Annotated in this window: 10 protein-coding genes; 2 read left to right on the forward strand and 8 right to left on the reverse strand. The window is 70.6% G+C overall.

All coding sequences use genetic code 11. The features are described 5' to 3' along the window. Window positions 1–166 precede the first annotated feature (166 nt). Window positions 167–586, forward strand: a complete 420-nt coding sequence (locus AB0I10_RS28370) for a DUF4259 domain-containing protein (protein WP_363155485.1) — start codon at window positions 167–169, stop codon at window positions 584–586. Window positions 587–666: 80 nt separating this feature from the next. Here AB0I10_RS28370 and glgB read toward each other — a convergent pair whose 3' ends face one another. The 4 genes from glgB to AB0I10_RS28390 all read right to left on the reverse strand — a co-directional run bounded on the left by glgB (window position 667) and on the right by AB0I10_RS28390 (window position 9,241). Next, the gene (glgB, locus tag AB0I10_RS28375) at window positions 667–2,886 is read right to left on the reverse strand and encodes a 1,4-alpha-glucan branching enzyme (RefSeq protein ID WP_363155503.1); all 2,220 of its coding nucleotides are present in this window, start codon (window positions 2,884–2,886) and stop codon (window positions 667–669) included. A 698-nt stretch (window positions 2,887–3,584) separates the two neighbouring features. Beyond that, window positions 3,585–5,183, reverse strand: a complete 1,599-nt coding sequence (locus tag AB0I10_RS28380; protein ID WP_363155486.1) for a phosphotransferase — start codon at window positions 5,181–5,183, stop codon at window positions 3,585–3,587. A gap of 339 nt (window positions 5,184–5,522) precedes the next feature. Continuing rightward, window positions 5,523–7,241: a maltose alpha-D-glucosyltransferase gene (treS, locus tag AB0I10_RS28385; RefSeq protein ID WP_363155487.1), complete on the reverse strand. Its 1,719-nt coding sequence runs from the start codon at window positions 7,239–7,241 to the stop codon at window positions 5,523–5,525. Further along, window positions 7,238–9,241 (reverse strand): alpha-1,4-glucan--maltose-1-phosphate maltosyltransferase, encoded by a 2,004-nt coding sequence (locus AB0I10_RS28390; RefSeq protein ID WP_363155488.1) that lies wholly within the window; start codon window positions 9,239–9,241, stop codon window positions 7,238–7,240. The genes treS and AB0I10_RS28390 overlap by 4 nt, the downstream gene beginning before the upstream one ends. Before the next feature lie 581 nt (window positions 9,242–9,822). On the opposite strand from AB0I10_RS28390, the gene glgP reads away from it, so the two are divergent. Further along, window positions 9,823–12,489: an alpha-glucan family phosphorylase gene (gene glgP, locus AB0I10_RS28395; protein ID WP_363155489.1), complete on the forward strand. Its 2,667-nt coding sequence runs from the start codon at window positions 9,823–9,825 to the stop codon at window positions 12,487–12,489. A 114-nt stretch (window positions 12,490–12,603) separates the two neighbouring features. On the opposite strand, the gene AB0I10_RS28400 is transcribed toward glgP, so the two are convergent. The 4 genes from AB0I10_RS28400 to AB0I10_RS28415 all read right to left on the reverse strand — a co-directional run bounded on the left by AB0I10_RS28400 (window position 12,604) and on the right by AB0I10_RS28415 (window position 18,925). Further along, window positions 12,604–14,178, reverse strand: coding sequence for a histidine kinase (locus AB0I10_RS28400; protein ID WP_363155490.1), 1,575 nt, complete (start codon window positions 14,176–14,178; stop codon window positions 12,604–12,606). Beyond that, complete coding sequence (locus AB0I10_RS28405) at window positions 14,175–14,831, reverse strand: response regulator transcription factor (RefSeq protein WP_363155504.1); 657 nt, start codon at window positions 14,829–14,831, stop codon at window positions 14,175–14,177. Before AB0I10_RS28405 ends, AB0I10_RS28400 begins: the two co-directional genes overlap by 4 nt. Before the next feature lie 170 nt (window positions 14,832–15,001). Beyond that, entirely contained in the window at window positions 15,002–16,633 is a 1,632-nt protein-coding gene (locus AB0I10_RS28410; RefSeq protein ID WP_363155491.1) for a M4 family metallopeptidase, read from the reverse strand. A 285-nt stretch (window positions 16,634–16,918) separates the two neighbouring features. After that, complete coding sequence (locus tag AB0I10_RS28415) at window positions 16,919–18,925, reverse strand: M4 family metallopeptidase (RefSeq protein WP_363155492.1); 2,007 nt, start codon at window positions 18,923–18,925, stop codon at window positions 16,919–16,921. Window positions 18,926–19,022 lie beyond the last annotated feature (97 nt).

The raw sequence follows: 19,022 nt of genomic DNA on the forward strand, positions 1-19,022 counted from the left end.
CGCCCCTGACCCCTCAAACTTCCTCTGACCTGCGGTTTTCCTCCGTGGCATGGCTGTCCGAGGCCGATTGTCAGTGGTGCCTGGCACCATTCAGTTGATGGCAGATCAGCAGCCGGTGAGGGCCGGTTGCGGCCATGTACGAGGGGCCAGGAACGAGGGGGAAGTCATGGGTACTTGGGGGACGGATCCGTTCGGCGGCGACGCCGCGGCGGACTTCGCAGGTGATCTGGACGACCTGGCGGACGGGGCCGAGCGGCTCGCCGCGATCCGTGCGGCGCTGTCCGCCGCCGTCGAGGAGAGCGACTATCTGGAGGCGCCGGAGGGGGAAGTCGCCGTGGCCGCCGCCGCGTTGGTCGCGGCGGGCCGCCCCGGCGGGCGCCCGGTCGATGTGGTGTACGGGCCCAAGGGGGCGATAGGCGAGCCGTCCGAGGAACTGGCCGGGCTGGCGGTCCGGGCCCTGGAGCGGGTGCTCGCGGCGGACTCCGAGATCGCCGAGCTGTGGGACGACTCCGCGAGCGGCCCGGAATGGCGCGCTTCGGTGGACGCTCTGCGTACCGCCCTCCGCCCGGCCTCGGAGTCCGTCTGAGGCCGGGCGGGGTGGCGGCGGGCCCGAGTGCCGCCGCGGCGGGGGAGGGCGGCGACAGCACCCGCCCGTGATTCCCTCCCTCAGACCGGTCGCAGCCAGATCGTCGCCAGCGGGGGGAGCACCGGTGCGATGGAGGTGGCGCGGCCGTTCCAGGGGGTCGGTTCGGCCTTGAGGACGTCCGGGTTGGCGACGCCGCTGCCGCCATAGCGGGGGTCGTCGGTGTTGAGGACCTCGCGCCAGGCGGGGATGTGGTCGGGGGCGCCGAGCCGGTAGGCGTGGCGTACGACGGGCGAGAAGTTGGTGACCGCGATCAGGGGGGCGCCGTCGGCGGCGAAGCGCAGGAAGGAGAAGACGTTGTCCTCGCCGGCATCCCCGTCGATCCAGGAGAATCCGGCCGGGTCGGTGTCCCGTTCCCAGAGCGCGGGAGTGGCGGCGTAGCGCAGGTTCAGGTCGCGGACGAGATCGCGTACGCCCCGGTGGTCCGACTCCGCCTCGTACGACGGGTCCAGCAGCCACCAGTCCGGGCCATGGCTCTCCGCCCACTCCGCACCCTGCGCGAACTCCTGCCCCATGAAGAGGAGTTGCTTGCCTGGGTGGGCCCACATATAGCCGAGGTACGCCCGGTGGTTGGCCCGCTGCTGCCACCAGTCACCGGGCATCTTCGACACCAGTGAGCGCTTGCCGTGCACCACCTCGTCGTGGGAGATCGGCAGCACATAGTTCTCGGAGTAGGCATAGATCATGGAGAAGGTCATCTCACCGTGGTGGTACTTACGGTGCACCGGCTCCTTGGACACATAGACGAGGGAGTCGTGCATCCAGCCCATGTTCCATTTCAGACCGAAACCCAGGCCGCCGAATCCGCCCGGACCGACATGATGCGTGGCGCGGGTGACGCCGTCCCAGGCCGTGGACTCCTCGGCGATGGTGACGACGCCGGGGCAGCGGCGGTAGACCGTCGCGTTCATCTCCTGGAGGAAGGCGACTGCATCGAGATTCTCCCGCCCGCCGTGGACGTTCGGTGTCCAGCCGCCGTCCTCGCGCGAATAGTCGAGGTAGAGCATCGAGGCCACGGCGTCCACCCGCAGGCCGTCGATATGGAACTCCTCGCACCAGTACACGGCGTTGGCGACCAGGAAGTTACGGACCTCGGTGCGGCCGTAGTCGAACTCCAGGGTGCCCCAGTCCGGGTGCGCGGCCCGTGCCGGGTCCCCGTGCTCGTACAGCGGCCGCCCGTCGAACTCCGCCAGCGCCCAGTCATCGCGCGGGAAGTGCGCCGGGACCCAGTCCATCAGTACGCCGATACCGGCCCGGTGCAGCGCGTCGATCAGGAATCTGAAGTCGTCCGGGGTGCCCATCCTGGCGGTGGGTGCGTAGAACCCGGTCACCTGATAGCCCCATGACCCGCCGAAGGGATGCTCGGAGACCGGCATCAGCTCCACATGGGTGAACCCCAAGTCCTTGACGTAGGACGGGAGTTGCATGGCCAGCTGGCGGTAGGTCAGGCCTGGGCGCCAAGAAGGGAGGTGTACCTCGTAGACGGAAAGCGGTGCCTCGTGCACGGGGCGCTCGCCGCGCTGCGCCATCCAGGCGGCGTCCTTCCAGCGGTAGTGCGACTCGTCCACGACCGAGGCGTTGGCGGGCGGGCACTCGGTGCGCCGCGCCATCGGGTCGGCGCGTACGGTCCGGGAGCCGTCCGGCCGGGTGATCTCGAACTTGTACAGCTCACCCTCGCCGATGCCCGGGAGGAACAGCTCCCAGATACCGGACGAGCCCAGTGAGCGCATCGGAAAGGCGGTGCCGTCCCAGTAGTTGAAGTTGCCGACGACGCGGACGCCGAGGGCATTGGGCGCCCAGAGCGTGAAGCGGGTGCCGGTCACGCCCTGGTGGTCCATGGTCCGGGCGCCCAGCGCGTGCCAGAGCTGCTCATGCCTGCCCTCGCCGAGCAGATGCAGATCCAGCTCGCCGAGCGCGGGCAGGAAGCAGTAGGGGTCCCGCACCGTCAGGGTGTTGTCGTCGTACTCGACCAGCAGCTCGTAGTCGGGGATCTTGCGCAGCGGCAGCACTCCGGCGAACAGCCCGTCGCCCTCGGGGTGCAGGGTGGTGCGCAGGCCCTTGCCGAGCACGGTGACGCTCTTCGCGTACGGGCGCAGGACCCGGAAGAGCAGCCCGCCGCGCACGGGGTGCACGCCGAGCAGGCCGTGCGGATCGTGATGTGCGCCGGCGAGCAGCCGCCCCTGGTCCTCGTCGGACAGCGGGGTGGCGACCCGTACGCCGCGGCTGGCGGCCTTCGGCTTCACGGCACGGGAGCGGGCCGCCGGCTTGCCGGCGGTACGGGAGGCCGCATGCGCGGGCTCGGCGGCCCGGGGCGCGGGTGGGCGCGGGGCGGAGGAACGCTTGGCGGCGGGGGCCGTTGTGGCGGTCTCGGTCTCGGCCCCGGACTTGGTCGCCGTGGCCGCGGAGACGGAGGCGGCTGCGGTGGCTGTCGCGGCGGGCGCGGTCTCGGTGGCGTCGGCTGCCCCGGCGGTGGGGCCCGGGGTGGTGGCCGGTGTGGACCTGGTGCTGGGCTTGTCGGCCGATGGCCGGGACGTCGACGTGCGGCCGGGCCGCCCCGCCGCGGGGGCGTCGGTCGCGGCCTTGGCAGGCGCGGTGTCGGAAGTGGTGCGGCGGGACGGCGGACGGGTGGTCACCTGGAACCTCCGAGGATGCCCCCGGCTTCGGCCGGGGGAGCAAAAGGACCCCTGCGGAGCAGGGCAAGAAACGGGTAAGCTGCACACCGTGCGTTGCGAGAACCAAGCACGCGCAACCTCCTTGTCTTTCGGGGCAACCGGGCTGGTTCCAACCCGGCTGGTGTTGATCGTGTAAGACCTGCACTCTCGCTGAGGGGTAGGCGACGTGAGCCAGGAATCCCCCTGCTTCCGCTGGGGGAGGGTTCAAGAGAGGAGCCTCCTCGGGGACGGTCATCGGGTCGGACCGAGGGGGAGCGGCCGGGCACCGGTCACCCGCGTCCGTTGGCTCCGTCCGATCCGGTGGAGTCGGCGGAGCCGGGGGAGTCGGAGTACCGGGCCGAGGCGGACGACCGCGGCGACGGAGCCCACCGCGAGTCCCCCGACGACTGCCCGGCACCCCCACCCAGGCCATCTATCCCCTCCAGCCGCTCCCCGGCCGCCGCCAGCCGACGGATCGCGGCCATCGGGACGGACAGCCAGTCGGGCCGGTGGCGGGCCTCGTAGAGCACCTCGTAGACGGCCTTGTCGGTCTCGTACGCGCGCATCAGCTCGGGTGCGGAGCGCGGATCGAGCCCGCCGGCCTCGGCGTATCCCAGGCAGTAGGCGTCGCGGGTGCGCCGCGCCCACTCCTGTGACCAGGGATCGCTGCCGGCCGGCCCGCTGCGCGCCGCGTAGTCGAAGGAGCGCAGCATCGCCGCGACATCGCGCAGCGCGGGCTGCGGCCGGCGCCGCTCGCCCAGTGGGCGGGCCGGTTCGCCCTCGAAGTCGATCAGCGACCAGCGGCCCTCCTCGGCGGAGCGCAGCGTCTGGCCCAGGTGCAGATCGCCGTGGATGCGCTGGGCGGCCCAGCTGCGCCCGTCGTGGCCGACCGCGGCGAGCGCGTCGAAGGCGGCGCGCAGCCGGGCGCGGTAGGGCTGGAGCACGGGTACCGCACGGGCGGTGGCGTCCAGCCGCTCATTCATGCGGGCGGCGATCGCCTCCAGCTGCGGGCGCCGGAGTTCGGTGGTCGGCAGGGTCTGGGCGAGCGCGGTGTGCACCTCGGCGGTGGCATGGCCGAGCGCCCGCGCCGAGCCGGTGAAGTCGGCCCGTACCGAGAGCGCGTTGAGCGCCAGCTGCCAGCCGTCCGCCGAGCCCGGCAGGAACGGCTGGAGCACCCCGAGTGTGGTGGCCTCCCCGCCGTCCTCGGCGGCGTCCGCCTCGAACCACGCCGCCGGTGCGGGCACCCGTGCGCACTTGACGTCGGCCAGTGCGCGCGGCAGTTCCAGATCCGGGTTGATGCCGGGCGCGATCCGCCGGAAAACCTTCAGAATAAACGTATCGCCGTACACGATCGAGGAGTTGGACTGCTCGACGGCGATCGGCCGGGCCGCCAGCCCGGACGGAATGTCGCTGTCCGGTTCGCGGCGGAAGCGCAGTGCGCCGATCCGGCCGGGCATCCGCAGTCGCTCCAGCAGCAGCCCGCACAGCCGGTTGTCGAGCAGCGCGTCGTAGATGGTGCGGCCGCGCAGCGGGCCGCCGGCCGGGCGGCCGATCGCCGCGGGTGCCAGCTGCGGCGGCAGCGCGGGGTGTACACCGAGCAGGAGTTGATAGCAGTCGGCGGCGGGTGTACGGCCGGCCGGTGCGTTCTGCTGGGTGCGGACGAGCAGCTGGAGCAGGCCCGGTGCGCTGCCGTTGGCGGAGCACGGCAGCAGTTCGGTCGCCGAGACCAGGGTGAAGCCGGTGATCAGCCGTCCCTTGCCGGCGAACCAGCGCTGGCGGGGCACCCATGCGGCGAGCAGCGGGACGAGCGAGGACAGCAGATCGGGGGCGGCGACGAGCGGGCGGTCAGGGGTGTTACGGGTGGCACGGGTCGAGGCGGTGTCCGACATGGCGTCGCGTCCTTTCCCCGGGCACACGACAGATAGGGCAAGTGTCCCGGAATACGGCCTTGACTGTGCGGCGGCACGGTGGGGTTACCCCCAGACGGAGTCCGGGGGAGGTGCAAGCGAGGATCGCCCCGTCCTGCAGCGGTGTTCCGGCGTGGTGTCGCGTCCGCTGCGTGGCGGTCCTCCGAGCCGGGAGGACCGACGATGGCCCACCCGGCCCGTGCGGTAATAGGGAGACTGCCCGAGCGAAAGGTCAAAAAACGCCCGTACGCGCCGTCCGGCCGCGTACGGGCGGATTCTTGGCCCCGCGCCCGGTCGGGTCCGCCCGTTGGACGTACCTGTCTACGCGGGGTTCTTGCGCAGCCTGAACCAGTAGAACCCGTGGCCCGCGAGGGTGAGCAGGTACGGGAGTTCACCGATTGCCGGGAAGCGGACGCCGCCGATGAGTTCCACCGGGTGGCGGCCGTTGAACGACTGCAGGTCCAGCTCCGTCGGCTGGGCGAAGCGGGAGAAGTTGTGCACGCACAGCACCAGGTCGTCGTCCGCGCCGCCGGTGCCTTCCGCTTCCCGCAGGAAGGCCAGCACCGCCGGGTTGGTGGAGGGCAGTTCGGTGTAGCTACCGAGCCCGAACGCCGGGTTCTGCTTGCGGATCTCGATCATCCGGCGGGTCCAGTGCAGCAGCGACGAGGGCGAGCTCATCGCCGCCTCGACGTTGGTGACCTGGTAGCCGTAGACCGGGTCCATGATCGTGGGGAGGAAGAGCCGCCCCGGGTCGCAGGAGGAGAAGCCGGCATTGCGGTCCGGCGTCCACTGCATCGGGGTGCGCACCGCGTCGCGGTCACCGAGCCAGATGTTGTCGCCCATGCCGATCTCATCGCCGTAGTAAAGAATCGGCGAGCCGGGCAGGGAGAGCAGCAGAGCGGTGAAGAGTTCGATCTGGTTGCGGTCGTTGTCGAGCAGCGGGGCGAGCCGCCGCCGGATGCCGATGTTGGCGCGCATCCGGGGGTCCTTCGCGTATTCCGCGTACATGTAGTCGCGTTCTTCGTCCGTGACCATTTCGAGGGTCAGCTCGTCATGGTTGCGCAGGAAGATGCCCCACTGGCAGCCGGACGGAATCGCCGGGGTCTTGGCGAGGATTTCCGATACCGGGTAACGCGATTCGCGGCGTACCGCCATGAAGATCCGCGGCATGACCGGGAAGTGGAACGCCATATGGCATTCGTCGCCGCCCACGGCGTAGTCGCCGAAGTAGTCGACGACGTCTTCGGGCCATTGATTGGCCTCGGCCAGCAGCACGGTGTCCGGATAGTGCGCGTCGATCTCGGCACGGACCCGCTTGAGGAAGGCGTGCGAGGCGGGCAGGTTCTCGCAGTTGGTGCCTTCCTCGGCGTAGAGGTACGGCACCGCGTCGAGCCGGAAGCCGTCGATCCCCAGGTCGAGCCAGAAGCGCAGGGCGGAGATCATCTCCTCCTGGACCGTCGGGTTCTCGTAGTTGAGGTCCGGCTGGTGGGAGAAGAAGCGGTGCCAGTAGTACTGCTTGCGCACCGGGTCGAAGGTCCAGTTGGAGGCTTCGGTGTCGACGAAGATGATCCGTGCGTCGGCGTACTGCTTGTCGTCGTCCGCCCAGACGTAATAGTCGCCGTACGGCCCTTCGGGATCCGTGCGCGACTCCTGGAACCACGGGTGCTGGTCGCTGGTGTGGTTCATCACCATGTCGATGATGACCCGCATGCCGCGCTGGTGGGCGGCGTCGACGAATTCCACGAAGTCGGCCAGGTCACCGAATTCCGGAAGCACCGAGGTGTAGTCGGAGACATCGTATCCGCCGTCCCGCAACGGGGATTTGAAGAACGGCGGGAGCCAGAGGCAGTCCACCCCCAGCCATTGCAGATAGTCGAGCTTTGCCGTGATGCCCTTGAGATCACCGACGCCGTCGCCGTTACTGTCCTGGAACGACCGCACCAGGACTTCGTAGAAGACGGCCCGTTTGAACCAGTCGGGATCGCGGTCCTTCGCCGGTGTGTCCTCGAACTTGTCGGGGACAGGCTCGTTGACGATCAATTGGGTGACCCTCCGATCGGTGAGGACGGTCGCAGGGACAGCACGTGAGCGGGCGCCGGAGTACGGCCCGGCTCCAGGCGCACATAGTTGTCCCTGCCCCAGTGGTAGGTGTCGCCGGTGAGCTCGTCGCGCACCGGGAAGGAATCGTGCCGGCCGAGGCCGAGTTCCGGCATGTCCAACGACACCGTCGCCTCCTGGGTGTGGTGCGGGTCGAGGTTGACCACCGTGAGCACCGTGTCGCTCCCGGCACCGTGCCCGGCGCGCTTGGAGAACGCGATCACCGCGTCGTTGTCGACGTGGTGGAAGCGCAGCGAGCGCAGCTGCTGAAGGGCGGGGTGCCGGCGGCGGATGCGGTTCAGCGCGGTGATGAGCGGCGCGATGGTGCGCCCTTCCCGGGCCGCCGTTTCCCAGTCACGGGGCCTGAGTTGGTACTTCTCCGAGTCGAGGTACTCCTCGCTGCCGCGGCGTACGGGAGCCGCCTCGCACAGCTCGTATCCGGCGTAGACGCCCCATGTGGGGGAGAGCGTCGCTGCCAGGACGGCGCGTACCTCGAAGGCGCTGCGGCCGCCTTCCTGGAGGTAGGCGTGCAGGATGTCCGGGGTGTTCACGAAGAAGTTCGGCCGCAGGTAGGCGGCGCTGTCGCCGGACAGCTCGGTGAGGTAGTCGGTGAGCTCCTGCTTGGTGTTGCGCCAGGTGAAGTAGGTGTACGACTGGTGGAAGCCGACCTGGGCGAGGGTGTGCAGCATCGCGGGCCGGGTGAACGCCTCGGCGAGGAACAGCACATCCGGGTCGGTGCGGCCGATGTCGGCGATCACCTTCTCCCAGAAGGCCACCGGCTTGGTGTGCGGATTGTCGACGCGGAAGATCCGTACGCCCTTCGCCATCCAGAAGCGCAGCAGCCGCAGCGTCTCGCGGACCAGTCCGCGGAAGTCGGCGTCGAAGGCGATGGGGTAGATGTCCTGGTACTTCTTCGGCGGGTTCTCGGCGTAGGCGACGGAACCGTCCGCGCGGTGGTGGAACCACTGCGGATGCTGCACGACCCAGGGGTGGTCGGGGGAGCACTGCAGCGCGAAGTCCAGGGCCACTTCCATCCGCAGACCGCGGGCGGTGTGCACGAAGTGGTCGAAGTCCTCGAAGGTGCCCAGGCCCGGGTGGAGGGCGTCATGGCCGCCGTCGGCGGAGCCGATGGCCCAGGGGGAGCCGACGTCGTCCGGGCCCGCGGACAGCGCGTTGTTGGGGCCCTTGCGGAAGGCGGTGCCGATGGGGTGCACCGGTGGCAGGTAGACCACGTCGAAGCCCATCGCGGCGACGGCGGGCAGCCGTTCGGCGGCGGTGCGCAGGGTGCCGCTGACGAGGGTCCCGTCCGGTGCGGTGGCGGCGCCCTCGGAGCGCGGGAAGAGCTCGTACCACGAGCCGTACAGGGCCCGCCGGCGCTCGACGACCAGCGGCATCGGGCGCGAGACGGTGAGCAGTTCGCGCAGCGGATGACGCTCCAGCGCGTCGGTGACCTCGGGGGACAGCGCCGCGGCGAGTCGGGTGGCTGCGGGCAGCCCGTCGTTGCGCAGCGCGTCCACGGCGGCGAGCACCGGCTCCCGGCCGTCGCTCTTGGGGACGTCCGAGGCCGCCCGTTCGTGGAGCGCGGCGCCCTCGGCGAGCACCAGCTCGGAGTCGATGCCGGCCGGGATCTTGATCGTGGCATGGTGCCGCCATGTGGCGATCGGGTCGGACCAGGCCTCGACGGTGTATGTCCAGCGGCCCTCGACGTTCGGGGTGACCTCCGCGCTCCAGCGGTCGGTACCGGGCATCCGCTCCAGCATCGGGGTCCAGGGGCCGCAGCGGCCGGCAGGGTTGCGCAGCACCACATTGGCGCCCACCGCGTCATGGCCTTCGCGGAAGACGGTGGCCGAGACTTCGAACGTCTCGCCCACCACCGCCTTCGCCGGGCGGCGGCCGCAATCGATCTGCGGGCGGATGTCCAGAACAGGGATGCGACCGATCATGGGCTCACCAGGGGCTCGTGACGCTTTGCAGGGATTTTGTCCTTTGTATCCGCTCCATGGCAGGTGGACGGGGCGCGCGCATGGGCGCTTCTGTCCGCTTTCACTCGGTTGGCGGCGGGACGGGGGTCCCCCCGGTCGAGCGAATTTCGAGAGTGGGGGAGAGCCGGGCCGTGTGCGGAACGTGAGCGGGGGACGGCGTACTGGCTGAGTCTTCCTCGGGTGGCGGCCGGGCAATCCGGTTGTATGCGAACTACTGGTACGTAACCACGGGCACGCAGTGATCCGCCGGGACGGCCCGGGATCCCGCGCGGGCGGGCCCTGCGCAGCGCTGACACGTTCGGCGTCGCCTCCTCAACTCGGTGTGAACACAGCGGAGTTGCGGTGTGCGGTTGTCCGGTGCCGCGCCGGGGCCCGTCGGCGCTTCCCGCAGCCTCTCGCCAGGAGGGGGTCCGTACAAGAGCGCATCAGGGTGTGGATTCGGCCATATCGGCAGACGCGCGAGTACGGGAGTCGGGGCATGTCCGGGGCGTGTCCTGGGCGCGTGCTGGTTGCCGGGGGCGCGGCGCCGCTACGGTCGAGGAGTGAAGGCCATTCGTCGATTCACCGTGCGTCCCGTCCTTCCCGAACCCCTTCGACCCCTGTGCGACCTGGCGCGCAATCTGCGCTGGTCATGGCATCCCGAGACCCGTGAGCTGTTCCAGTCCGTCGACCCCGGGGGCTGGCGGCGGGCGGGTGCCGACCCCGTACGGCTGCTCGCCGCCGTCTCCGCCGAGCGGCTGGCCGAGCTGGCCGCGGACCGCCGCTTTCTGCGCCGGCTGACCGCCGCCGCCGATGATCTGCACGACTACCTCGGCGGCCGCCGCTGGTACCAGGAAGACCCTGTGAGCGGCGGGGCCGACGGCGGAGACCCGGGCCGGCCCGCCGCCATCGCCTACTTCTCGCCCGAGTTCGGCATCACCGCCGCGCTGCCCCAGTACTCCGGGGGCCTCGGCATCCTCGCCGGCGACCACCTCAAGGCCGCCAGCGACCTCGGTGTCCCGCTGATCGGCGTCGGCCTTCTCTACCGGCACGGCTACTTCCGGCAGACGCTGTCCCGCGACGGCTGGCAGCAGGAGCACTACCCGGTCCTCGACCCGAACGAGCTGCCGATGACCATGCTGCGGGAGCTCGACGGCACACCCGCACAGGTCACGCTCGCCCTGCCCGGCGGCCGCCGGCTGTGCGCGGCCGTCTGGCAAGCCCAGGTCGGCCGGGTCCCGCTGCTGCTGCTCGACTCCGATGTGGAGGAGAACGGCCCCGGTGAGCGCGATGTCACCGACCGGCTCTACGGGGGCGGCAGCGAGCACCGGCTGCTCCAGGAGATGCTGCTGGGCATCGGCGGCGTACGGGCGGTGCGCGCGTACTGCCGGCTGGCCGGCCACCCCGCGCCCGAGGTCTTCCACACCAACGAGGGCCACGCCGGCTTCCTCGGCCTGGAACGCATCCGTGAACTCGCCGACGGGGGAGCGGAGTTCGACGCCGCCCTGGAAGCCGTACGCGCCGGCACGGTCTTCACCACGCACACTCCCGTCGCCGCCGGCATCGACCGCTTCGACCGCGAACTGGTCGCCCGCCACTTCGGCGACGACGCCGAGCTGCCAGGCATCGACCCCGAGCGCGTCCTCGAACTGGGCCGCGAGTCCTACCCGGGCGGCGAACCGGGCCTCTTCAACATGGCCGTGATGGGGCTGCGGCTGGCCCAGCGCGCCAACGGCGTCTCCACCCTGCACGGACAGGTCAGCCGGGAGATGTTCGCCGGCCTGTGGCCCGGATTCGACGCCGACGAGGTGCCGATCAGCTCCGTCACCAACGGGGTGCACGCGCCGACCTGGGTGGCGCCCGAGGTGCTGCGGCTCGGCGCGCGCCAGGTCGGCGCGGGCCGGACCGAGAAAGCGCTGACCGTCGGCGGGTCGCAGCGCTGGGCCGCGGTCGCCGGCATCCCCGACGCCGCCATCTGGGAGCTGCGCCGCACCCTGCGCGAACAACTGGTGGCCGAGGTCCGCGAACGGCTGCGCACCTCGTGGCGGCAGCGCGGCGCGGGCACCGCGGAGCTTGGCTGGATCGAGGGGGTGCTCGCCCCCGACGTCCTGACGATCGGTTTCGCCCGCCGGGTCCCGTCCTACAAGCGCCTCACCCTCATGCTGCGTGACCGCGAACGGCTGACGGAACTGCTGCTGCATCCCGAACGCCCCGTCCAGATCGTCGTCGCGGGCAAGGCCCACCCTGCCGACGAGGGCGGCAAACGGCTCATCCAGGAGCTGGTGCGGTTCGCCGACGACCCCCGCGTCCGGCACCGGCTGGTCTTCCTGCCCGACTACGGCATGGCGATGGCCCAGAAGCTCTACCCCGGCTGCGACGTCTGGCTCAACAACCCGCTGCGGCCGCTGGAGGCCTGCGGCACCTCCGGGATGAAGGCGGCCCTCAACGGCGCGCTGAACCTGTCCGTGCGGGACGGCTGGTGGGACGAGTGGTACGAGCCGGACTTCGGCTGGTCCATCCCGACCGCGGACGGGGCCGCCACCGACGACGACCGGCGTGACGACCTGGAGGCGAACGCCCTCTACACGCTGCTGGAAGAGCAGGTGGCGCCGCGCTTCTACGACCGCGACGACGCCGGGGTCCCGGGCCGCTGGGTCGAAATGGTCCGTCGCACGCTGACCACCCTGGGGCCCAAGGTGCTCGCCGGACGCATGGTGCGCGAGTACGTCGACCGGCTCTACGCCCCGGCCGCGCATGCCCATCGCGCCCTGACTCCGGACGCGTCCCGCGAACTGGCCGACTACAAGGCGCGGTTACGGGCCGCCTGGCCGCGGGTCTCGGTCGACCATGTGGAGACCGGCGCGCCCGCCGGGCAGCCCGACGGCAGCGGGGAGCTGGGCGCCGCCCTCGCCCTGCGGGTCCGGGTGACGCTCGGCGCCCTCACCCCCGACGATGTCGAGGTGCAGGTCGTCTCCGGCCGGGTCGACGGCTCGGACCGGATCACCGACGCCACCGCCGTACCGCTCAAACCCACCGCGGGACCCGACCTCACGGGCGGTCACCTCTACGAAGGCCCGCTCGCCCTGGACCGCACCGGCTCCTTCGGCTACACCGTCCGCATCCTGCCCGCCCACCGGCTGCTGGCGACCGGCGCGGAGCCGGGCCTGGTCGCTCTGCCTGCGGAGTCGACGGGGGAGGCGGGCGGGGCGCCGGGCGTGCTGTTGCGGTGATCGCCGACGGGGTGGGGGACGGCGTGGCCGAACGTCCCTGCTGGGACGCCGAGATCGCGCTGGAGGTGAGGGGCGAGGGGGTGAGGGGCTGAGGGGAGTGGCGTGGCAGCCCCCTCAGCCCCGTCGCTCCAGGATGTCCTTGCCGACCAGCCGGTCGTCGGCGAAGCAGAGACGGTAGGCCGAATTGGATCCCTCGCGGACGCTGTAGTACACGCACGACCAGCCGCGCGGGGGCGGCGGCGTGTCGACCGGAGGGGCGTCCAGCGCGAAGAACGGCAGTACGGACTCCGCCTTCGTGCGCTGCGTGCCGATCCCAAGGCCGTCGTAGACCGCCCGGTCCAGTACCGTCCACGACGGGCTGACCAGGGCGAAGACACCCATCAGTACGAGCAGGGCGGCGATGACGGCGAGCGGCACGGCCACCGTCTGCCGCAGCCGCCGCCGTACTTGCTGCCGCTCGGCGGCCAACTCGCGTGCCGCTGCGGTCGATTGCGGCCGGCCGGCGGACGAGGGCGGTGCGTTGCCGGTCGTCGGCAACCGGGCCGAGACCGTGAAACCGCCCTCGGGCGTCGGCCCGGTGTGCAGCGCGCCGCCCGCCAGCCGGACCCGTTCGTCCAGCCCGACGAGCCCGCTGCCGCCGGAGACCGCGGCCGGTGCGGGCCCGGCGGGCCGCGGGGCGTTGGCCACCGTGATGTGCAGCTGCTCGGCGGACCGTACGATCCGCACCCGTACGGCCGCGCCCGGGGCGTGCTTGGCGGCGTTGGTCAGCGATTCCTGGACGACGCGGTGCAGGGCGTGCCCGGTCATGGCGGGGAGTCCGGAGCCGGCGGCCGGCTCCTCGCCCGCGCCTTCCGCTGTCTGTTCCAGCGTCACCGTCATCCCCGACGCCCGTGCGCGGTCCACCACTGCCGCCACGCTCTCGTCGGACGGTGAACGGGGCGCCGTCTCGTCGTCCGTGCGCAGTACGCCGATGATCTCCCGCAGCCGCTCGGTCGCCGTCCCGGCCGCCTCCCGCAGCTCACCGGCCGCCGCCCGGCCGTCCGGGTCCAGCCGCGGGCCGATCTCCAGTGCCCCGGCCCGCAGCGCGATCAGCGCCAGATCGTGGCCGAGGGAGTCGTGCATGTCCTGGGCGATCCGGGCGCGTTCGCGCAGCCGGGCGCGGTCGGCGACGGCCTGCTGTTCGTGCTCCATCCGCTCGGCGAGCTGCCAGCCGGTGCGGACCAGTTGGCGGTACTGGCGGCGGTAGCGCCCCAGCAGCCACGGCAGGACCACATTGAGCAGCAGTGTCAGGAGAAGGGAGAACCATGGCCACACCGTGCGGTCGAGGAGCGCGCTCAGCGGCAGTCCGGCGGCCGCGATGCCGGTGAAGAACCAGAGCGCGGGGCGGGCACGCGCCATCTGTACGCCGGCCAGATAGCCGAATACGGCCAGTGCGAGGCAGTACACGGGGGTGAAGAGGTCCCTGGAGACCACCAGGCTCGCTGCGACCGGGAGCGCCACCGCTACCAGGGGCAGGCGGTTGCGCAGCAGTACGGCCACGGCGAGCAAGGGGAAGGCGGCGGCCGCCGTCGCCCACAGCCGGAGGTCGGTCGGGCCATTGAACGCGCTGGCCGGTACAACGCAAAGAATCAGCCATATACCGAGCCCGGGGAGGCGTGCGCGCCAGCCGGCCGGGAGGACAGTGGTCACGATGCGGGGACCAGGCCCGCCTCGTACGCGAGGATCGCCGCTTGGACGCGGTTCCGGACGCCGAGGCGGGCGAGGATCGCGCTGACATACCCCTTGACGGTGCCCTCGACCAGGAACAACCGCTCCGCGATCTCGGCGTTGGACAGTCCCGCGCCGACCAGGCCGAGCACCTCGCGTTCGCGTCCGGTCAGCCCGTCGACCCGGGCACGGGCGGCCACGCCCCGGCTCAGCTGCCCGTCTCCCAGCTGCGTGATGACGCGCCGCGCGACGGACGGCGAGAGGTAGGCGCCGCCCTCGGCGACGGCCCGTACACCCGCGATCAGCTCCCGCGGGTCGCCGGACTTGAGCAGGAATCCGGCGGCGCCGGAGCCGAGGGCGCTCGCGATGTACTCGTCCTCGGAGAAGGTCGTCAGCATCACGACGGCCGTTCCGGGGACCGCGCCGGCGAGTTCCGCGGCGGCGCCCAGGCCGTCCAGCCGCGGCATACGGATGTCCAGCAGGCAGACGTCGGGCCGGTGTTCGCGGGCCAGCTCGACCGCCTCGTGGCCGTCCGCCGCCTCCGCGACGACCTCGATATCGGCCACCGCACCGAGAATCGCCCGGATGCCGGCCCGCATCATCGTCTCGTCGTCGGCGAGCAACACCCTGATCATCCGGCTCATCGCCAATCCCCCGTCACGCGCCCCCCGTTGAGCGTCCCCGTCACGCAACGGGGCGGTGCCCGGAGGGAGTCCGGACACCGCCCGCTCTTGGGGTCACGCTACCCCGGAGCCTTCAGTGCGTTGCGGCCGGTGTGATGGCCGGCGACGTGTCGGGCGACGCGTCACTTGACGGCGACACCGGTCCACGCGGCGTCGACGCCCTTGACCTCGGCGCTGTCCGCACCGTAGAGGTCCGTGGCGGCCTTGGTGGTCGCCTCGCGCGCGCCCTTGTAGTCGGTGGTCGAGGTCATGTACTCGGTCAGGGCCTTGAACCAGATCTTCTCGGCCTTGTCCCGGCCGATGCCCTCGACCTTGGAGCCGTCCGCCGTCGGGCTGTCGTACTTCACGCCACCGATCTCCTTCGGGCCGCTGCCCTCGGACAGCAGGTAGAAGAAGTGGTTGCCGACGCCCGAGGAGTAGTGCGGGTCGAGACCGCCGGTGTTGGAGTCCCAGTTGTCCTGCGACTGGCCGTCCTTGCTGGGCTTGTCCATGTAGCGCAGCGGGGTGCCGTCACCGTTGATGTCGATCTTCTCGCCGATGAGGTAGTCGCCCGGGTCCTTCTCGCTCTTGGCGTAGAACTCGGCCGAGGTACCGAAGATGTCCGAGGTGGCCTCGTTCAGGCCGCCGGACTCGCCGCTGTACTCCAGGTTGGCGGTGGCGGAGGTGACACCGTGCGACATCTCGTGGGCCGCCACGTCGAGGGAGGTGAGCGGCTTCTTGTTGCCCTCGCCGTCGCCGTACGTCATGCAGAAGCAGCTGTCGTCCCAGAAGGCGTTGACGAAGCTGTCGCCGTAGTGGACGCGGGACGAGGCGCCCTTGCCGTCGCCCTTGATGCCCGCACGGCCGTGCACGTTCTTGTAGTAGTCCCAGGTCACGCCCGCGCCGTAGGCCGCGTCGACGCCCGCGGTCTGCGGGTCGTCGGGCTTGCCGGTGCCCCACGCGTCGTCGTCGTCCGAGAACGGCTTGCCCTCGCCGTTCTCGCTGTTCTCCAGGTTGGTGGTCTTGTGGCTGCCGCGCTCACCGTCGGTCAGCGTGAACTTGTTGCCTTCCTTGGTGGTGCCCAGCTCGACGCTGCCGCTGTACTGGCTCTCGCCCTTGCCGGTGTGGATGTCGTCGTACTGGAAGAGCTTCTTGCCGGTGTTGGCGTCGGTGATGACGTGCATCCGGCTGGGCGTGCCGTCCTTCTGGACACCCTTGACGACGGTGTCGTAGGCGAGGACGGGCGTGCCGGAGGCGGCCCAGACGACCTTCGTGGGGGTCTGCGCGTCGGCACCCTTCGCGCTGATGGTCTTGGTCGCGGTGCCCTGCGCGGACTTCGCGGCGGCGGAGGCGGCGATCTTCGCGGTGGTGGAGGCCACCTTGATGGACTTGCCGGTCGCCTTGGTGGTGCTCTTGACGGCGCCGCCCTTGGCGGTGTGCACGATCAAGTCGCCGCCCAGGACCGGGAGTCCGGCGAAGGTGCGGTCGTAGCGGGTGTGCGTGGTGCCGTCGGCGTCCTTGATGACGTCCTTGACGACCAGCTTCTCCTGCGAGCCGAGGCCGAGCTCCTTGGCGGTCTGCGCCTTGACGGCGCTCGCGTCACGCAGCAGTTCTGCACGGTGCGAGGCGCTCAGCTTGATCGGCAGTGCGCTCTTCTCGCTGGTCTGCGTGGTCGAAGCGCCCGCGGTACCAACGGTGATGCCGGCGGCCAGGAGGGCCGCGGCGGCGAGGGCGGTACCGGTGACACGGGTCTTACGGGATATGCGGGGGGTCACGCGTGCTCCTTCAACTTTGCCAAGTGGTGGGGGTGCAAAGCGATGCGGGTGTGACATGCGTCGGGAAGACTGCCATTCGAACGCGTGCATGTCAGGAGGGTTTTCGCAGGTTGGCTGAAAATGGTTCGTGGAGTGAAGATCGTTGTCCGTATAACGGAGTTGGGCGCCGCCCCCAACGTCCGGGACGACGCCCAACTTGTCGCCTTAGCGGGCGACTTGTGGTGGTTTGCGAGGTGTCGATTCCCCTCTGTCACACCAAGGTGACGCTGAGGTGTTGTCGCCTCGTCAGAAGGTGAGCTTCCAGCCGTTGATGTAGCCCTTGTCCTCGGCGTAAACGTCCTGGACCCGCAGCTTCCAGTTGCCGCTCGCCGCCTTCGAGGAGGCGTTGACGGTGTAGGTCGCCTTCACGTTGTCCGCCGAGTCGTTGGCGTTGGAGTTCTTCAGGCGGTACGCCGTGCCGTCCGGGGCGAGCAGGTCGATGACCAGGTCGCCGCGGTAGGTGTGCACGATGTCCACCGCCACCTGGAGCCCGCTGGGCGCGTTGCCGCTGCGGCTGACGATGACCGGCGAGGTCACCGCCGTGCCCGCGTCCGGGATCGGCACGTCGGTGGTGTTCTCGAAGACGGTGCCGCCGCCGTCCCCCGGGACACGGGAGCCGACGTTGACCGCCGCCCAGGTGTTGGCGACCGTGTTGTACGTCGCGCTGCCCTGCCCGAAGAGGTCGGCGGCCGCGGACAGTGTGGCGGTGCGCGCCGCCGCGTAGTTGGTGTTGGAGCTCATGTACTGGGTGAGCGCCTTGAACCACACCTTCTCGGCGTTGGCCCGGCCGATGCCCGGGACGGGCAGGTTGTCGGAGGTCGGGCTGTCGTAGTGGACGCCGTTGATGTCCTTCGGGCCGCTGCCCTCGGACAGCAGGTAGAAGAAGTGATTGGCGACCCCTGAGGAGTAGTGGACGTCGATATTGCCGATGCCGGAATACCAGGAGTCCTTGGACGCGCCGTCCTTGCTGGGCTTGTCCATGTAGCGCAGCGGGGTGCCGTCGCCATTGATGTCGATCTTCTCGCCGATGAGGTAGTCGCCGACATCACTGGGGTTGTTGGCGTTGAACTCCGTGGCGGACGCGAAGATATCGCTGGTGGCCTCGTTGAGTCCGCCGGACTCACCGCTGTAGGTGAGGTTGGCGGTGGCGGAGGTGACGCCGTGCGTCATTTCGTGCGCCGCGACGTCGATGGACGTCAGCGGATTGGCGTTGCCGCTGCCGTCGCCGTACGTCATGCAGAAGCAGCTGTCGCTCCAGAAGGCGTTGACGTAGTTGTTGCCGTAGTGCACCCGGCTGTACGCCCCGACGCCATCGCCCCTGATGCCGCTGCGGCCGTGCACGTTCTTGTAGTAGTCCCAGGTCAGCGCGGCACCGAAGTGTGCGTCCACACCGGCCGTCTGCACGTTCTGCGGAGTCCCGTCGCCCCACACGTCGTCCGCGTCGGAGAACAGCGTCCCGGTGCCGGACGAGCCGTGGTTGAGGTCGTAGGTCTTGTGGTTGCCGCGTCCGGTGTCGGTCAGTGTGTACGAGGGCGCGGTGCCGAGCGTGACCTTGCCGCTGTACTGGCTGTTGCCGGTGCCGTTCTCGATCCCCTGGTACTCGAAGATCTTGGCGCCGGTCGTCGCGTCCGTGATGACATGCAGCTCGTTGGGCGTGCCGTCGTCCTGGAGCCCGCCGACCACGGTCTCGTACGCGAGCACCGGTGTGCCGTCGGCGGCCCAGACCACCTTGCGCGGCGCCTTCGCGGCCGCGGTCTGCTTCGACCCGTGCGCCTGCGCCGACTTGACGGCCTTCGCCTCGGCCGCGGCCGGCTTGACCTTCGCGGTGGTGCCCGCGACCTTGAGCTGCGCGCGGACGGCCTTGGTGACGCCCTTGAGGGCGCCGCCCTTGCTCTGGTGCACGACGAGGTCGCCGCCGAGGACGGGCAGCCCGTCGTAGGTGCGCTCGTAGCGGGTGTGCGTGGTGCCGTCGGCGTCCTTCGTGACGTCCTTGACGACCAGTTTCTCCTTCGCGCCGAGCTTCAGCAGCTTCGCGGTCTCGGCGGTGGTGGCGCCGGCTGCCCGTATCAGCTCCGCACGCTGGGACGGGGACAGCTTGGCCGGCAGTGCGCCGGGGTCGGCTGTGGCATGCGTGGTGCCCGGCCGGGGGGCGGCCGCCGTGCCGGTGCCGGCCTGCACGCCGACGGCCAGCATCGCCGTGACGGCGACCAACGCGCCGGTCGCTACGGCGCGTCTATGGGGGGTGCGTCTCACACTGACTCCTTCTGCGGTGGCCGCGACTCGACGGTGCGGCCGAGGGGGACCGGGCGGCGAAGCGGCCGACCGGGCAGAGCGAGGCAGAACTCATGGA

This window comes from Streptomyces sp. NPDC050636 (assembly GCF_040654775.1).
Classification (GTDB): domain Bacteria; phylum Actinomycetota; class Actinomycetes; order Streptomycetales; family Streptomycetaceae; genus Streptomyces.